Raw genomic sequence first — 14,798 nt, 5'->3', positions numbered from 1 at the left:
CTACCGTGGGGCGGGTGAACCTGTTCCGGCGGTCGTGGCGCGCGTGGGCGGGCGACGCGGGCCTGGCCGCCGCCGCGGCCGTGCTGGGCGTCCTGCTGCTCCTCGGCACGAAGGAGGACCCGCCTCCCGACGTGGAGATCTCGGTGCCCCGCGACCTCGCGGTCGGCTCGCTCTCCCTGCTCTTCCTGCTGCTGTTCCGGCGCCGGTACCCGGTGGGCGTCGCGGTGACGATGATCTTCGCCCAGTGGACGGCGACCTCGGCGCTCGGCGCGGCCGCGATCGCGGTGTACTCACTGGCGATGCTGCGCCCGTGGCAGCGGGCCCTGCCGGTCGCCGCCGCGAACATGGCGGTCATCACCGCGCTGTTCTGGATCACCTCCACCTGGCAGCAGTTCCGCCAGGGCACCGTCATGTTCGCCCTGCTGTACGCGGTGCTGATCACGGCCGGGATGCTGGTCAGGTCCCGGCGGCAGCTCATCGCGTCGATCGAGGAGCGGGCCCGCGCCGCCGAGACCGAGCAGCGGCTGCGGGTCGAGGAGGCCCGGCTGCTGGAGCGGGAGCGGATCGCCCGGGAGATGCACGACGTCCTCGCGCACCGCATCTCGCTGCTCGCCGTGCACGCGGGGGCCCTGGAGTACCGCCCGGACGCGCCCGCCGACCAGCGCGAGGCCGCCGGGGTCATCCGCCGGAGCGCCTACGAGGCGATGGAGGACCTGCGGGAGGTGATCGGCGTGCTGCGCGACGACGCGGCCGGCGCCGAGCCCGACCGCCCGCAGCCGACGCTCGCCGACGTGGCGGGGCTCGTCCGGGAGTCGCGGCGGGCCGGCGCCCGCGTCGTGCTGGAGGACGGCGTCCTCGACCCGGGCTCCGTCCCCGACCGGGTGGGGCGGCACGCCTACCGGATCGTCCAGGAGGGGCTGACCAACGCGCGCAAGCACGCGCCGGGCGCGGACGTCCGGGTCGTCCTCGAAGCGGGCGGCGATCTGGACATCGAGATCGTCAACGGGCTGCCGCCGGGGCCGCCCGCGGCCGCGCTGCCGGGCGCGCTGCCGGGCGCGGGGGCGGGGCTCGTCGGCCTCGGCGAGCGGGTGGCGCTGCTCGGCGGGACGCTGGAGCACGGCCGCACCGGCGACGGGCGGTTCCGGCTGCGCGCCCGGCTGCCGCTCACCGGCGCGCATGCCGGCGAGGCCGGGGGGAAGGGTGAGGTGCATGGCAGCCAACTCCTCTGACCGGCCCGTGCTGGAAGAACTCGACCGCGCCGAGTGCCTGCGGCTCATCGAGGGCGGCACCATCGGCCGGGTCGCGTTCGACGACGGCGAGGGCCCCACCGTGATCCCGGTGAACTACGCCGTGGACGGCGACGCCGTGATCTTCCGGACGTCGTCGTCCGGCCGGATGAACCGCAGCCTGCTGACCTCGGTGGTGGGCGGCGAGGTCCGGGCGGCGTTCCAGGTCGACCGGTTCGACGAGACCGACCACGTCGGGTGGAGCGTGCTGCTGCGCGGCGGCACCCACCACCTGACCGAGCAGGAGCGGGCGGAGGTGGCCCAGGTGCGGCCGTGGCCGGGCGGCGACCGCGACGAGTGGTTCCGGCTGGCGGCGCACGAGGTCAGCGGCCGCCGCCTGCGCCGGCCCTGACCGGCCCGTAGGGTGATCGGATGGACTCCCCTCCCGTCCGGGTGCTGATCGTCGACGACGACGCGCTCGTCCGCGCCGGCCTGTCGATGATGCTGGCGAACGCCGCCGGCGTCGAGGTGGTCGGGGACGTCGCCGACGGCGCCGAGGTCGTCTCCGCCGTCAACGAGCACCGGCCCGACGTCGTCCTGATGGACGTCCGGATGCCGCGGGTGGACGGGCTCGCCGCGACCGCGCTGCTGCGCTCGCGGCGCGAGCCGCCCGAGATCATCATCCTGACGACGTTCGACACCGACGACCACATCCTGCGGGCGATGCGGGCGGGCGCCAGCGGCTTCCTGCTGAAGCACACCCCGCCGCCGGAGATCGTCCGGGCGATCCGGCAGGTCGCGGCGGGCGAGCCGATGATGTCGCCGGCGGTGCTGCGCAGGATGATGTCGTACGTGGCCGAGCGCGGCGGCGACCCGCGCCGGGACCGCGCCCGCGAGCTGCTGGCCCGGCTCACCGACGGCGAGCGGGCGGTGGCGGCGCTCGTCGGGCGGGGCCGGACCAACGGCGAGATCGGCGGTGAGCTGTCGCTCAGCGTCGCCACCGTGAAGGCGTACGTGTCGCGGCTGCTGACCAAGCTCGACCTGAACAACCGGGTGCAGATCGCGCTGCTCGTCCACGACGCCGACCTCGACGACTAGCGGCCGAGACGCGGCCCGGCTATCGGCCGGGGCCGCGCGGCGCCAGTGGGACGTGCCGCAGCAGCAGCGCCGCCGCCAGCCCCACCGCGACGACGGGCAGCGCGGTGATGAACAGGGTGGAGAACGCGTCCGCGAACGCGGCGGCGACGCCGTCCCGCACGGGCTCGGGGAGGGTGGCCAGCACCTCGGGCCGCACGGCGTCGGCGAACGCGGGGACCCGCCCGTCCGGGACGCGCCGGACGACCTCCTCGGCGAACCGGTTCGCCACGATCGCGCCGAAGACGGCCATCCCGGCGGCGGTGCCGAGCATCCGGGTCGCGAACACCCCGGAGCTGGCCGCGCCGAGGTCGCGGGGCGGTGCCGCGTTCTGCGCGATCAGCATCACGACCTGCTGCGACAGCCCGGCCCCGAAGCCGAGGACGGCCATGTAGCACCCGGCGGCGACCAGTCCGGTCCCGGCGTCCATCGTGGCCAGCAGCGCGATGCCCGCCCCGCTGACCGCCATGCTCGCCGCCGGGAGGCGGTGGTAGCGGCCGGTCCGGTGGATGTGGCGGCCGGCGCCCATGGAGGCGGCCAGCAGCGCGGCCATCATCGGCAGGAGCAGCAGCCCCGAGCGGGTCGCGTCCACTCCCCCGACGACCTGGAAGAACATCGGCAGGTAGGTGGCGAGCCCGAAGCCGGTCGCGCCGCCGACGGCGGCGACGGCGCAGGCGACGCTGAACGACCGGTCGCGGAACAGCCGCGGCGGGATGATCGGCTCGGCGGCCCGCCGCTCGGCGAGCACCCACGCGCCGAACAGCGCGACGGAGCCCGCCGCCAGCCCGAGGACGGCGGGCGAGCCCCACGCGTACCGCGTCCCGGCCCAGCTGGTGAACAGGGTGAAGCAGGTGACGGCCGCGCCGAGCAGCACGATCCCGGGGTAGTCGACGCGCGGCCTGCCCGCAGGCCGGGGCAGCCGCAGGAACAGCACGGTGGTGGCCGTGGCGGCGATGCCGAGGGGCAGGTTGACGTAGAACACCCACCGCCACGAGGCGTGGTCGGAGAGGAACCCGCCGAGCAGCGGCCCCGCGATGCTCGACACCGCGAAGATCACCGCCGAGTAGCCCTGGTACTTGGCGCGCTCGCGCGGCTCGAACAGGTCGCCGGTGAGCGCGAACATCGAGCTCATCAGGCAGCCCGCGGCGGCGCCCTGCACCACCCGGAACACGATCAGCCAGGTCATGCTCGGCGCCGCCCCGCAGGCCGCCGACCCGGCCAGGAAGCCGAGGAGCCCGGTGAGCAGGATCGTCCGGCGCCCGAACAGGTCGCCGAGGCGCCCCGACAGCGGGACGGTGACGCTGGTGGCCAGCACGTACGCCGTGGACACCCAGGCGATCCGGTCGAGCCCGCCGAGGTCCCCGACGATCGCCGGCAGCGCGGTGCCGAGCACCGTCGCGTCCAGCGAGGACATCAGCCCGGCGAGCAGCAGCCCGCCGAACACCGCCAGCCGGTGCCGGCGGGGCATCGGCACCGCCGGCGCGGTCGTCGCAACCATGTGCACCTCTCATTTCTATGCTTTGAGCAATTGAATGCTAAGAGCACATGGTTGAGCTGCGCAAGCCAACTAGACTGGCGGGCATGGGCGAGGAGGCACTCGACTCGGTCGAGCGGAGCATGGTCAGGCTGCGCCGGGGGATGTCGCGGCAGCGGCTCGGCAAGGCCGCGGTCCGCGAGCACAACCTCCCCGTGGACGTGCAGGTCCTGCACGTCGTGGACGTGATCGACGAGGGCCCCGACGACCCCGGCCAGGAGATGAGCGTCGGCCTGGTCGCCGCCCGCCTCGGCGTGGACGCCTCGCGCGGCAGCCGCATCGTCGCCGAGGCGGTGAAGTCCGGCTACGTGCGGCGCGTCGCGTCCCAGGAGGACGGCCGCCGCATCCACCTCGAACTCACCGCCGCCGGCCGGCGCGTCGTCGAGGCCACCCGGCAGACCCGCCAGGAGCACTTCGCCAAGGCCATGGGCGACTGGACGGACGCCGAGCGCGCCGAGTTCGCCCGCCTCCTGGCCCGGTTCGTCCACGGCTACGACGGCTGACGCGCCCCGCGGCCCCCCGTGGCCGGGGCTCGCGCTCAGCCCCCGGCGCCCGAGCCCGGCCGGACGACCATCAGCACGACGACGACCGCCCACAGCACGTTGAACACGCCGGTGAACGCGGTGAGCCGGGCCGCCGCCGCGTCCCGTCCGGCCGCGTCCGCGGGCAGGTCGAGCAGCCTCCGCTGGCCGGGCAGGATCACCAGCGCGAGGACGCCCGCGGCGACCGCCGTGAGGGCGACCGACGCGAGCCTTCGCCGCGCTCGCCCTGGTCGCCGCCGCCGGTGTCGCCTCGGACTGGCCGCTGATGCTGCTGTCCGGCGCCTTCGCGGCGGCCTCGCACGCCGCTGTCGCGGCCTCGTCCCGCGCCTGCGGCGAATGCGCCCGCCTGCTCCCGTCCGGCTAGCTCATCCCCCGGTCGCATACCGGCGGGCGGCGGCTACACCCCAGGTTGCGGGTCCGGCCGGGCGTCTTGGGCCGCGGGTCGGACGGGGCCGGGCCGGGGGCCCGGTTAAGGTGCTCGCATGGGTGGTCGGCGCAGTCCTCGTCCGCCGCGCGGCCGGCTCCGCGACGCCGCCCTCGCCGGCGGCGTGCTGGCGGTGGTGTCGGTCAGCAGCCTGAACTCGGTGATCGGCGACGCCTGGCGGGAGCCGTGGGCGCGCACGGCGGCCGGCTGGGCGCTGATCCTGCTGACCTGCGGGGCGCTGTACTTCGCCCGCCGGTTCCCGGTGACCGTCGCCGCCTTCGTCCTCGTCGCGACCGGCGTGTACTACGTCACCAGCGTCCACGACGGCGGCCTGATGATCGCGGTGATCGTGGCGCTGTACCTGGTCGCGGCGCAGGGCCGGATCGAGGCGGCCGTGGTGCTGGCCGCGCTCACCGTGATCACCACCGGCACCGGGACGCTGCTCGGCAACGAGGACGTCAACGGCGTCGCCGTGTTCATGCTGACCGGATGGGTGGTGGCGATGGTCGCGCTGGGCTGGGTGCGGCACAGCCGCGTCGCGTTCCTGCGGGAGGCCGAGCGGCAGGCCGCGAACGAGGAGCGGCTGCGCATCGCCCGCGAGGTGCACGACGTCGTCGGGCACCACCTGTCGCTCATCAACGTCCAGGCCGGGACGTCGCTGCACCGCTTCCACCGCGACCCCGCGCAGGGCGAGGCCGCCCTCGCCGCCATCAAGCAGTCGAGCCGGGAGGCCCTGCGCGACCTGCGCGCCACGCTCGGCGTCCTGCGGCAGGCCGACGAGGAGGCGCCGACCGCGCCCGCGCCCGGCCTGGACCGCATCGGCGACCTGGTCGAGTCCGCGCGGACCGCGGGGCTCACCGTGCGCAGCAGCGTCTCCGGCACGGCCGACCCGCCCACGGAGGTCGGGCTCGCCGCCTACCGGATCGTCCAGGAGTCCCTCACCAACGCCTCGCGGCACGCCCCCGGCGCGGAGGTCGCCGTCAGCGTCGAGCGCGGGCCGGGCGAGCTGCGCGTCGAGGTCGCCGACGACGGCCCCGGCCGGGCGGCGCCCGGCGGTGCGCCGGGCAGCGGGGTGGACGGCATGCGGGAGCGGGCCCGCGCCCTCGGCGGCGAGCTGACCGCCGGCCCCGGGCCGGACGGCGGCTTCGTCGTGCGGGCCCGGCTGCCCTATGGGAACGGAGCGTCCACCCGATGATCGAAGTGCTGCTCGCCGACGACCAGGGCCTGGTGCGGGCCGGGTTCCGCTCCATCCTCGACGACGAGGACGACATCACGGTGACCGGCGAGGCCGCCGACGGCGAGCAGGCCGTCGCCGCCTGCCGCGCGCTGCGCCCCGACGTGGCGCTGCTGGACGTGCGGATGCCCCGGATGGACGGCCTGGAGGCCGCCCGGAAGATCACCGCCGATCCGCGGCTCGACGGAGTCCACGTCGTCATCCTCACCACGTTCGACCTGGACGAGTACGTGTACGGCGCGCTGCGCGCGGGCGCCACCGGCTTCCTGCTGAAGGACACCGAGCCCGCCGAGATGATCCACGCGGTGCGGGTCGCGGCGCGCGGCGACGCGCTGATCACCCCGTCGGTGACCCGGCGGCTGATCGGCGAGTTCGCCGGGCGGGTCGACGCGCCCGAGCCCGGCCCCCGGCTGCGCTCCCTCACCGACCGGGAGCGCGAGGTCATGCTGCTCGTCGCCGCCGGGCAGAGCAACGACGAGATCGCCGAGCGGCTCGTCCTCAGCACCGCCACCGTCAAGTCGCACGTCAGCCGCATCATGGCGAAGGCCGGGGCGCGCGACCGCGCGCAGCTGGTCGTCATGGCCTACGAGTCGGGCATGGTCAACCCCCGCTGGATGCGACCCGGGACGTAGCCGCGCCGCCGGGCCCGCAACTTCCGGGGTGCCCCGGGTGCGCCCTCCCGGCCGATGCCGGGCGGGGTACCGGTTCCCGACCCTGGAGGCATGAGCATTCCGGGCGCCTTCATCGGGCTGGTCTGCGGCGGGGCCGCGGGCTTCCTGCTGACCGAGACCGTGGGCGCGTTCTTCACCTTCGTCCTGGACCGCACGCTCGACGTGGACGGCACGCCCGTCCTGCTGGCCGCCTTCGTCGTCGTGCCGATCCTGTCCGCCATCGCCGGCGCCGTCGTCGGCGCCCGCCGCATGAACCGAGGTTGACGTGTCCGTCCCCCTTCCCACCGGCCGCTTCGGCCGGCTGGCCGCGTGGTCGCAGCGGCACCGCTGGGCCGCCCTCCTGCTGTGGGTGGCCGTGGTCGCGGCGATCACCGCGGGCTCGCAGACCGCCGGCAGCGCCTACCACAACGACTTCTCCCTGCCCGGCACCGATTCGCAGGCCGCCGCCGACCTGATGGCCGAGCACGGCTCCCAGCAGGCCGGCGCGACCGTCCAGATCGTCGCGCAGAACGGCGGCGGGCTGGCCGCCGACCGCCCCGAGATCGGGCGGATGCTCGACCAGGTCCGGGGCCTGCCCTCCGTGGTCGGCGTCGGGGACCTGACGCTGTCGAAGACCGGCACCATCGGCTACGCCACCGTCACCCTCGACGCGTCCGCGCAGGACGTCCCCAAGGACCACGTCACGAAGATCATCGAAACGGCGCAGGCCGCGTCCGGGGACGGGCTGCGCGTCGAGCTCGGCGGCGATCCCGTGCGCGGCGCCGAGGAGGGCGGGGGCGGCGGCGCCGAGGGCGCCGGGATGCTGGCCGCCCTGGTGATCCTGGTGCTGCTGTTCGGCTCCCTCGTGGCCGCCGCGCTCCCCCTGGTCACCGCCCTGTTCGCGGTGGGCGGCGCGGTCGGGCTGATCGCGCTGGCCTCGCACGCGTTCACCGTCGCCGACTTCACCCCGCCGATCATGATGCTGATCGGCCTCGGCGTCGGCGTCGACTACGCGCTGCTGATCTTCTACCGGTACCGGCAGGAGCTGCGCGGCGGCGCCGACCCGGCCACCGCGACCCGCCGGGCCCTGGACGCCGCCGGCCGCACCGTGTTCTTCGCCGGCTGCACCGTGATCATCGCGCTGCTCGGGCTCATCGCGCTCGGGCTCGGCTCCCTGCAGGGCGTGGCGCTCGCCGTGGCGCTGACCGTGCTGGTCACCATGGCGGCGTCGCTGACGCTGCTGCCCGCGCTGCTCGGCGTCTTCGGCGGCCGCATCGAGCGGCACGTCCGCAAGCGGGCGGCGAAGGCCCGGCACGGCACGGACCGCTGGCACCGGCTCGCCGCGGCCGTCCAGCGCCGGCCCGTCCCGGCGCTGCTGATCGCCGTGCTGGCGCTGGTCGCGCTGTCGGCCCCGGCCCTCGGCATGCGCCTCGGCTTCGCCGACTCGGGCAACGACGCCCCGTCCACCACGAGCCGCCAGGCGTACGACCTGCTGGCCGAGGGCTTCGGGCCCGGCTTCAACGGCCCGCTCATCGTGGTCGCCAAGGGCGACGCGGGGCCGCTGCGCACGGCGCTGACCCAGACCGAGGGCATCGCCGCCGCGACCCCGCCGATCCCGTCCCGCGACGGCGCGGTGTCCGCCGTCATCGCCTACCCGACCACCGCGCCGCAGGACGCGGCGACCACCGAACTCGTCCACGACCTGCGCGACGACGTGCTCCCGGGCCTGTCGGCCAAGACCGGCGCCGAGTACCTGGTCGGCGGCCCGACCGCCGCGGCCAAGGACTTCTCGGACGCCGTCTCCGCGCGGATGCCGCTGTTCGTCGCGATCGTCGTCGGCATGTCGGCGCTGCTGCTGATGGTGGTGTTCCGCTCGGTCCTGATCCCGATCAAGGCGGCGCTGCTGAACCTGCTGTCCATCTCCGCCGCGCTCGGCGCGATCACCCTGGTGTTCCAGGACGGCCGGTTCGGTGCGCAGAGCGGCCCCATCGAGGCGTTCATCCCCGTGATGATCTTCGCGATCGTGTTCGGCCTCTCCATGGACTACGAGGTCTTCCTGGTCTCCCGGATCCACGAGGAGTGGGAGCGCACCCGGGACCCGTCGCGCGCCGTCCGGGAGGGCCTCGCCGCCACCGGCGGGGTCATCACGGCCGCCGCCGCCATCATGATCGTCGTGTTCGCGGCGTTCATCCTGAGCCCGGACCGCATGCTCCAGCAGTTCGGCCTCGGCCTCGCGGTCGCCGTCCTGCTGGACGCGGTGATCATCCGCTGCCTGATCGTCCCGGCGGTCATGCAGCTCCTCGGCCGGCACGCCTGGTGGCTCCCGGCTCCGCTGGCCAGGCGCCTCCCCAAGGTCGCCCTGGAGCGGCCGGAGCAGGACCTCGGGCGGCGCGAGGGCGTATCGTCCGCCTCGTGAAGCCGATCATGCTCTGCGACGTGGACCCCGAGGACGCGCGGGCGCCGGTGGGCGGCAAGGCGCGCGGGCTCGCCGTGCTGCGGCGCCACGGGTTCCGCGTCCCCGCGACCTGGGTGCTCCCCGCCGGACCGGCCGCGGCCGGACCGGCGGACCTGAGCGGGCTCGCCGGGCCGGGCCTGTGGGCCGTGCGCAGCTCCGCCTCCGTCGAGGACGACCCGGTCCACTCCTTCGCCGGGCTGTTCCGCACCGAGCTGGGCGTCGGCTTCGGCGGCCTCCCGGCGGCCGTCGCCCGGGTCGCGCGGTCGGGCGGCGGCGAGCGCGTCCGGGCCTACCAGGCGCGGGCGGGCCTCGCCGTCCGGGACGTCGAGGTCGCGGTCGTGCTCCAGCGGTACGAGCCGCCGCGGGAGTCCGGGGTGTGGATCGGGCGGGACCTGGAGTCCGGCCGGCTGGAGTGGGCGTCCGGCGCCGCCGAGGAGTGCTCCGCCGGGAGCGGCGCCGGCCCGGCGGGGCGGGCCTGCCTCGGCGTGCAGCGCGCGCTGGACACCGTGGCCGACCTGGAGTTCGCCGTGCTGGACTCGGGCCTGGCGTGGGTGCAGTACCGGCCGGTCACCCGGCCGGTGCCGGCTCCGGCCGCCGGCGGCGGGCCGCTCACCGGCGTCCCCGCGGCGCCGGGCGTGGCGGAGGGGACGGTGGTGTGCGCGTCCGGTCCGGGCGATCCGTCGTGGCGGCCCGGATCGGTGCTGGTGATCGCCGGCACCGACCCGGAGTGGGTGCCGCTCATGGCGGAGGCGGCCGCCGTGGTCACCACCGCCGGCGGGAGCCTGTGCCATGCCGCCATCGTCGCCCGCGAGCTCGGGGTGCCGTGCGTCACCGGCGTCGCGGACGCCCTCGACCGGCTGCGCACCGGGATGCGCGTCGAGGTCGACGGCGCCCGCGGCGCGGTCAGGGTGACGGGCCGGTGAGCAGGACGAGCAGGTCGTACAGGTCGCCGACGGTCTCCACGCCGGCGATGGCGGGCGCGTCGATCAGCGCCGCCCCGTAGGTCTGCTCCAGGACGAGGAGCAGCTCCATGGCGTCGAGGGAGTCGATCCCGAGGCCCCGCGCGATGTCGTCCTCCATGCGGATGCTGCGCCGGATCCGCTTGGCGGCCTCGTAGGCGTCCTCCAGGACGGTGAGGAACTCATCCGGTGAAGGCCGGTTCGGCATGGACCTCTCCCGTCGTGCCGTCGATGGTGACCAGGTCGCCGGGGCGCAGCGCGGCGGCGCCGGGGTGGCCGACCACGGCCGGGAGCCGGTGCTCCCTGGCCAGGATGGCGATGTGGGACATCGCGCTGCCGCGCCCGGTGACGACCCCGGCGACCAGCCCGAGCAGCGGGGCGACGTCGGCGTCCGCCGACTCGCACACCAGGACGGCGGGGCGGTCGTCCGGGATCTCGTCGGCGGGCGGGCGCACCACCACACCCGTCACGCGGCCGGGCGACACCCCGGTGCCCGCCACCGGGGCCGCGGCCCGGCCCCGCCGACCGTCGGCGCCGTCGCCGTCGCCGGAGAAGTCGAGGCGCTCGGGCATGGGCGCGTCCACGGCCGCGGCGCATGCCGCCGCCCGTTCGGCCGCGCGGCCGGCGAGACCGGGCGCGCGGTGCAGGCGGCGAAGCTCCTCGATCGTGAGGTAGGGCCAGTCCGCGTCGTCGAGCGGCCAGTGCCGGGCCAGCTCCGGCAGGACCCTGCGGTGGACGTGCAGCACCCGCATGACCAGCGACTTCGACTGCTCCCTTGAGGCCATCGTCTCCGCCATGACCCGCGCGAGGGCACCGGCCAGGCGGCGTCGGCGCGGCCCCAGCATGCCGAGCGCGACCTCGGCCGGGTCGACGACCGGATCGGCGTCCGGACGGCCCGCTGAAGGCTCGGCCCGGTGCCGGGCGCTGAAGCGGGACCACGGTTCCCGGTCCTCGGCCACCTCGTAGAAGGACGTGCCGAGGAACTCGCCGGGCGCGAGGTCGCCGGTGAAGGCGTGCAGCCGGTCCCACACCAGTTCCTCGGGACGGTTCAGCCACGGCGTGACGGCCTCCGCGTGCGGGACGATCAGCCTGTTCACCCGCCGCTGCACGACGCCCAGCGGCACGAGCCCGGTGGTGGCGACGATGTGGGCGTCCCATGCGTCGTCCAGAACAGGTGCCGCGCGCGTCAAGACCTCGACCAGGGCCGCCTCGCCGCCCAGCGACACGGCGGTGCGGGCGAGCAATTCCAGGTCGGCGACCTCCTCTTCCAGCCGCTGCAGCGCGGGGCCGAGCCTGGTCAGCTCCCTGATCAGGCGGGGCAGCGCGGCCGCCTGGCGGAGCGCGCCCTCCCGCGCCCGGCCGAGGCGCGGCGGGCGGGTGCCCTCGAAGTAGGCGGCGGTGACGTCCTCGGGGGTGACCAGGGGCAGCCGGCTCGCCAGCCGCGTGTAGGCGGACAGGTTGTGGTACGGCTTGCACGCGAAGTAGCCGAGGAACACGTAGTGGCCGCCCTGCGCCCAGGGGCGCTCGCCGAAGCAGCGCGCGGCGAGGCGCCGGGTGGCGCGCTCCATGGGCGTGCCGACCAGCGACCAGGACACCGGCGAGATCCGGTCCGGCGCGACCTCGCCGAAGTTCCCGGCGCTGTAGACGGGGAACGCCGGGTGCGGGTCGGTGTCGATCGGCGGGAAGTGAGCGGTCACGCGAAGACCTCCCGGCCCGTCGCCTCCAGGTATCCGGCCGGGCAGCGCGGCGGGCCGCCGGGGACGGCGTCCAGGACGGCCGGGTCCAGGTCGAACCACGGCTCGCAGTAGCCGAGCAGCGCCGGCGGCACCCCGGCGCGGGACGCGAGCGCGCGCTGCAGGCGGCCCATGGCGGTGCTGTCGACGATGCGCGGGACGCGCCCGAGGGGGCGGCACACCGCCCGCAGCACGTCCGCCAGCGTCGGGCCGTCCGGGTCGAACCAGGTCCAGGTCGCTCCCGTGGCGGGCGCCTCGACCGCGCGGGCGACGACCTCCGCCGCGCCCGCCACATCGCCCGGGTAGCACGGGAACTCCCCTCCCCCGCGCAGGTGGACGGGGTACCCCTGGAGCAGCGGGCGCACGGCGGCGAGCAGCCCGTGCCGTGCCGACAGGGCGCCCGGCGACGCGGGGACGCCCAGCAGCGGGCCGAACCGCACGCTCGTGGACGGCACGTCGCGCGCCGCCCGCACGAGGCCCTCGGCGACGTACTTCCCGTACTCGTACCAGTTGCGGAAGGTCTGGCCGACGTACAGCTCGCGGTTCCCCACCCGGCCGGAGGCCCGTCCGAGCGCGAGGAGGGACGAGACGTGGACGAGGCCGGTGAACCGCTCGCAGCCGCGCGCCAGCGCGAGGACGTTGCGGACGCCGGCGGCGTGCAGGTCCAGGGCCTCGGCCGGTCCGGCGTCCCAGTCGACGCTGCCGAAGGCGGTGACGATGTGGGTCACCTCGGCCCGGACCTCGTCGAGCGCGTCGCCCGGCAGCGCGAGGGACGGCCGGGTCGCGTCGCCGCGCAGGGCGCGCCGCGCGGGCCCGCCGCCGGAGCGGCTGAGGCCGATCACCTCGTGCCCGGCCCGCTCCAGCCGGGCGCACACCGCGCCGCCCAGGTAGCCGGAGGCGCCGACGACCAGGATCTTCATCCGGGGAACCTCGCCATCGAGCCGCCCGCGACCGGGGTGTCGAGACCGCGCCGCGGCGCGCCGAACAGCAGCCCCGCGAGCAGGCCGAGGTCGGCGGCGGGCAGGTCCCCGCCGAGCAGCGCCGCCAGCCGGGGGCGGGCGAAGACGCGGTCCAGGCCGACGTAGCGCAGCCCGATCAGCGCGTTGCGCGCCGCCGGCGCCAGCGGCAGGAAGCGGTGCGCGTTCTGGCTGGTCCAGACGAGCTGCCGGGCCGTCACGGAGACGACGCGCGGGGGGCGGCGGAACCGCTCGGGGTCGGCGGTGAACGCCGCGTCGAGCAGGCCCCGCACGCTGGGGGCCGCTTCGCCGAGGCCGAGGTGGCAGATCAGCGGCCCCGCGTCCGGCGCGCCGGCGAGGCGGCGGACCGCGCGCAGCAGCGCACGCGCGGCCACGTCCCTGGGCAGCGCGTCCACCCGGGCGGCGGGCATGGCGGGCAGGACGCCGCCGGGCAGGTCGTCCCACCGGTCCGCGAGCATGTAGAGGGAGTTGCGGCGCAGCGTCCGCCCCGTCGCGGAGCTGCCGACCAGCGCGCACAGGCGGACGACCAGCAGCGGCGCGTCGTCGGCGGCGAGTTCCGCGAGCCGCCGCTCCGCGAGCCACTTGGCCTGCTCGTAGACGGTCCGGTCGGCGCGCCGCTGGTAGGGCACTTCGGCGATCTCCCCGACGGCACCGCCCGCCGCGTAGGCCGACCCGGCGTACAGGTAGGGGACGCGGCGGCCGGACAGCGCGGCGAGCTCGCGCGCCAGCCGGTAGCCGTGCTCGGCGCCGAGCACGTGGGTGGTGTGGAGGTCGGCGGCGCGGCCCGCCCAGTCGGTCTCGCCGGCCAGGCTGACGACGGCGTCGGCCTCGGCGGCGAGCCGCCGCACCGCCGCGTCGTCCATGCCCCAGCGGGGCGACCGGACGTCGCCGTGCACGGGCTCGCCCACCACCGCCGGGTCGGGCGCCTGGAGCCGTCCCGCCCGGCGGCCCCGCGCCGGGACGCGCAGGAGCGGGACCACGGTGCAGCCCGCCTCCGCCGCCGTCTCCAGCAGCCCGGCGCCGAGCTGGCCGGTGGCGCCCGCCACCAGCAGCCTCACGCGCCGTCCCCGACGGTGGCGTCGTAGGCGGCGAAGTCGGGCACGAGCCCGCCCGCCACCATCTCCCACATCATCTCGTCGGTCCCGCCGCCGACCCGGCCGATCCTGACGTCGCGCCACATCCGCGCCATGGGGGTCTCGTCCTCCAGGTAGCCCATCCCGCCGAACAGGTGCATGCACTCGGTGACCGTCCGCTCGGCGAGCCGGACGGCGGTGACCTTCAGCGCGGCCGCCTCCCGCGCCCCGGCGCCGCCCGGCTGGAACGCGGTCGCCGCCGCGCCGTGCACGCCGGACCGCAGCACGACCAGCTCGGCCTGGAGCTGCGCCAGCCGCAGCCGGAGCGCCTGGTGCTCGATCAGCGGGCGGCCGAACTGGCGGCGCCGGTGCAGGTGGGCGCAGGCCAACCCGATCGCCAGCTCGCAGACGCCGACGGCGTGCGCCGCGACGGCCATCCGCTCGTGGCTCAGCGCCCAGGTCGCCGCGGTCAGGCCGAGCCCGGGGCGGCCGAGCACCGCCCCGTCGGGCACCCACGCGTCGATCGCCGTCCACGTGGTCTCCAGCGACGCGGCGCCCAGCTTGGCAAGCCGCCTGACCTCGCACAGGCCCTCGGCGGGGACCCGGACCAGGCTGAGCGCGGCGAGCCCCGAGCCGCCCGTCCGGCACAGGACGAGCGCGAAGTCGGCGGCGCGGCCGAGCGACAGGTACTTCTTCTCGCCGCGCACGCGCCAGCCCGCGCCGTCCCGGACGGCCGTGGTGCCGATGCCGTTGATGTCGGAGCCGCCGGCGGGCTCTGAGGCGCCGAAGCAGCCGACGAGGTCGCCGGCGAGGACGCCCTCCAGCGTGCCGGCGAGCAGGTCGGACCGGCCGTAGCG

At 76.2% G+C, this 14,798-nt stretch carries 16 protein-coding genes; 9 read left to right on the top strand and 7 right to left on the bottom strand.

Features of this window, described 5'->3' with window-relative positions; genetic code table 11:
- The 3 genes from ETD96_RS27430 to ETD96_RS27420 form a co-directional block, all read left to right on the top strand.
- Nucleotides 1-1,229 (top strand): sensor histidine kinase (locus tag ETD96_RS27430; protein WP_205719484.1); only part of this gene is annotated, 1,229 nt, incomplete at its 5' end.
- Nucleotides 1,210-1,638: a pyridoxamine 5'-phosphate oxidase family protein gene (locus ETD96_RS27425; protein WP_138639379.1), complete on the top strand. Its 429-nt coding sequence runs from the start codon at nucleotides 1,210-1,212 to the stop codon at nucleotides 1,636-1,638. The genes ETD96_RS27430 and ETD96_RS27425, both read left to right, overlap by 20 nt.
- A 20-nt stretch (nucleotides 1,639-1,658) precedes the next feature.
- Nucleotides 1,659-2,324, top strand: coding sequence for a response regulator transcription factor (locus ETD96_RS27420; protein ID WP_138639378.1), 666 nt, complete (start codon nucleotides 1,659-1,661; stop codon nucleotides 2,322-2,324).
- Nucleotides 2,325-2,343: 19 nt separating this feature from the next.
- Here the strand turns inward: ETD96_RS27420 and ETD96_RS27415 are convergent, their stop codons facing one another.
- Entirely contained in the window at nucleotides 2,344-3,858 is a 1,515-nt protein-coding gene (locus tag ETD96_RS27415; RefSeq protein ID WP_138639377.1) for an MDR family MFS transporter, read from the bottom strand.
- A gap of 83 nt (nucleotides 3,859-3,941) precedes the next feature.
- Here ETD96_RS27415 and ETD96_RS27410 point away from each other — a divergent pair, with 83 nt between their 5' ends.
- Nucleotides 3,942-4,397 (top strand): MarR family winged helix-turn-helix transcriptional regulator, encoded by a 456-nt coding sequence (locus ETD96_RS27410; RefSeq protein WP_138639376.1) that lies wholly within the window; start codon nucleotides 3,942-3,944, stop codon nucleotides 4,395-4,397.
- Between the two features lie 35 nt (nucleotides 4,398-4,432).
- On the opposite strand, the gene ETD96_RS27405 is transcribed toward ETD96_RS27410, so the two are convergent.
- On the bottom strand, nucleotides 4,433-4,597 hold the full coding sequence (locus tag ETD96_RS27405; RefSeq protein ID WP_205719483.1) for a hypothetical protein: 165 nt from the start codon (nucleotides 4,595-4,597) through the stop codon (nucleotides 4,433-4,435).
- A gap of 321 nt (nucleotides 4,598-4,918) precedes the next feature.
- Between ETD96_RS27405 and ETD96_RS27400 the strand changes: the two genes are divergently transcribed.
- The 5 genes from ETD96_RS27400 (at nucleotide 4,919) to ETD96_RS27380 (ending at nucleotide 10,122) form a co-directional block, all read left to right on the top strand.
- Nucleotides 4,919-6,055 carry a sensor histidine kinase gene (locus tag ETD96_RS27400; protein ID WP_138639375.1) on the top strand — a complete coding sequence of 379 codons (1,137 nt, stop codon included), beginning with the start codon at nucleotides 4,919-4,921 and terminating at the stop codon, nucleotides 6,053-6,055.
- Entirely contained in the window at nucleotides 6,052-6,726 is a 675-nt protein-coding gene (locus ETD96_RS27395; RefSeq protein ID WP_138639374.1) for a response regulator, read from the top strand. Before ETD96_RS27400 ends, ETD96_RS27395 begins: the two co-directional genes overlap by 4 nt.
- Before the next feature lie 90 nt (nucleotides 6,727-6,816).
- Nucleotides 6,817-7,029, top strand: coding sequence for a hypothetical protein (locus ETD96_RS27390; RefSeq protein ID WP_138639373.1), 213 nt, complete (start codon nucleotides 6,817-6,819; stop codon nucleotides 7,027-7,029).
- A 1-nt stretch (nucleotide 7,030) separates the two neighbouring features.
- The gene (locus ETD96_RS27385; protein ID WP_138639372.1) at nucleotides 7,031-9,160 is read left to right on the top strand and encodes an MMPL family transporter; all 2,130 of its coding nucleotides are present in this window, start codon (nucleotides 7,031-7,033) and stop codon (nucleotides 9,158-9,160) included.
- A complete protein-coding gene (locus tag ETD96_RS27380) occupies nucleotides 9,157-10,122 on the top strand; it encodes a PEP-utilizing enzyme (protein WP_138639371.1) in 966 nt (321 codons plus the stop codon). The genes ETD96_RS27385 and ETD96_RS27380 overlap by 4 nt, the downstream gene beginning before the upstream one ends.
- Here the strand turns inward: ETD96_RS27380 and ETD96_RS27375 are convergent.
- The 5 genes from ETD96_RS27375 to ETD96_RS27355 all read right to left on the bottom strand — a co-directional run.
- Nucleotides 10,103-10,366, bottom strand: a complete 264-nt coding sequence (locus ETD96_RS27375) for an acyl carrier protein (protein ID WP_138639370.1) — start codon at nucleotides 10,364-10,366, stop codon at nucleotides 10,103-10,105. The genes ETD96_RS27380 and ETD96_RS27375 overlap by 20 nt on opposite strands.
- Nucleotides 10,341-11,855: a PEP-utilizing enzyme gene (locus ETD96_RS27370; RefSeq protein WP_138639369.1), complete on the bottom strand. Its 1,515-nt coding sequence runs from the start codon at nucleotides 11,853-11,855 to the stop codon at nucleotides 10,341-10,343. Before ETD96_RS27370 ends, ETD96_RS27375 begins: the two co-directional genes overlap by 26 nt.
- The gene (locus tag ETD96_RS27365; protein ID WP_138639368.1) at nucleotides 11,852-12,811 is read right to left on the bottom strand and encodes an NAD-dependent epimerase/dehydratase family protein; all 960 of its coding nucleotides are present in this window, start codon (nucleotides 12,809-12,811) and stop codon (nucleotides 11,852-11,854) included. The genes ETD96_RS27370 and ETD96_RS27365 overlap by 4 nt, the downstream gene beginning before the upstream one ends.
- On the bottom strand, nucleotides 12,808-13,926 hold the full coding sequence (locus ETD96_RS27360) for an SDR family oxidoreductase (RefSeq protein WP_171069256.1): 1,119 nt from the start codon (nucleotides 13,924-13,926) through the stop codon (nucleotides 12,808-12,810). Before ETD96_RS27360 ends, ETD96_RS27365 begins: the two co-directional genes overlap by 4 nt.
- The coding region (locus tag ETD96_RS27355; protein ID WP_138639366.1) for an acyl-CoA dehydrogenase family protein at nucleotides 13,923-14,798 on the bottom strand (876 nt) is incomplete at its 5' end. The genes ETD96_RS27360 and ETD96_RS27355, both read right to left, overlap by 4 nt.

The organism is Actinomadura geliboluensis (genome assembly GCF_005889745.1).
Lineage (GTDB): Bacteria > Actinomycetota > Actinomycetes > Streptosporangiales > Streptosporangiaceae > Spirillospora > Spirillospora geliboluensis.
This window is presented reverse-complemented; position numbering and strand designations above follow the sequence as displayed.

What these genes read in the sequence shown, in the direction of transcription:
- ETD96_RS27425 (WP_138639379.1), top strand. Translation starts at nt 1,210, where the DNA reads ATGGCAGCCAACTCCTCTGACCGGCCCGTGCTGGAAGAACTCGACCGC.
- ETD96_RS27420 (WP_138639378.1), top strand. Translation starts at nt 1,659, where the DNA reads ATGGACTCCCCTCCCGTCCGGGTGCTGATCGTCGACGACGACGCGCTC.
- ETD96_RS27415 (WP_138639377.1), bottom strand. Translation starts at nt 3,858, where the DNA reads ATGGTTGCGACGACCGCGCCGGCGGTGCCGATGCCCCGCCGGCACCGG.
- ETD96_RS27410 (WP_138639376.1), top strand. Translation starts at nt 3,942, where the DNA reads ATGGGCGAGGAGGCACTCGACTCGGTCGAGCGGAGCATGGTCAGGCTG.
- ETD96_RS27400 (WP_138639375.1), top strand. Translation starts at nt 4,919, where the DNA reads ATGGGTGGTCGGCGCAGTCCTCGTCCGCCGCGCGGCCGGCTCCGCGAC.
- ETD96_RS27395 (WP_138639374.1), top strand. Translation starts at nt 6,052, where the DNA reads ATGATCGAAGTGCTGCTCGCCGACGACCAGGGCCTGGTGCGGGCCGGG.
- ETD96_RS27390 (WP_138639373.1), top strand. Translation starts at nt 6,817, where the DNA reads ATGAGCATTCCGGGCGCCTTCATCGGGCTGGTCTGCGGCGGGGCCGCG.
- ETD96_RS27375 (WP_138639370.1), bottom strand. Translation starts at nt 10,366, where the DNA reads ATGCCGAACCGGCCTTCACCGGATGAGTTCCTCACCGTCCTGGAGGAC.
- ETD96_RS27365 (WP_138639368.1), bottom strand. Translation starts at nt 12,811, where the DNA reads ATGAAGATCCTGGTCGTCGGCGCCTCCGGCTACCTGGGCGGCGCGGTG.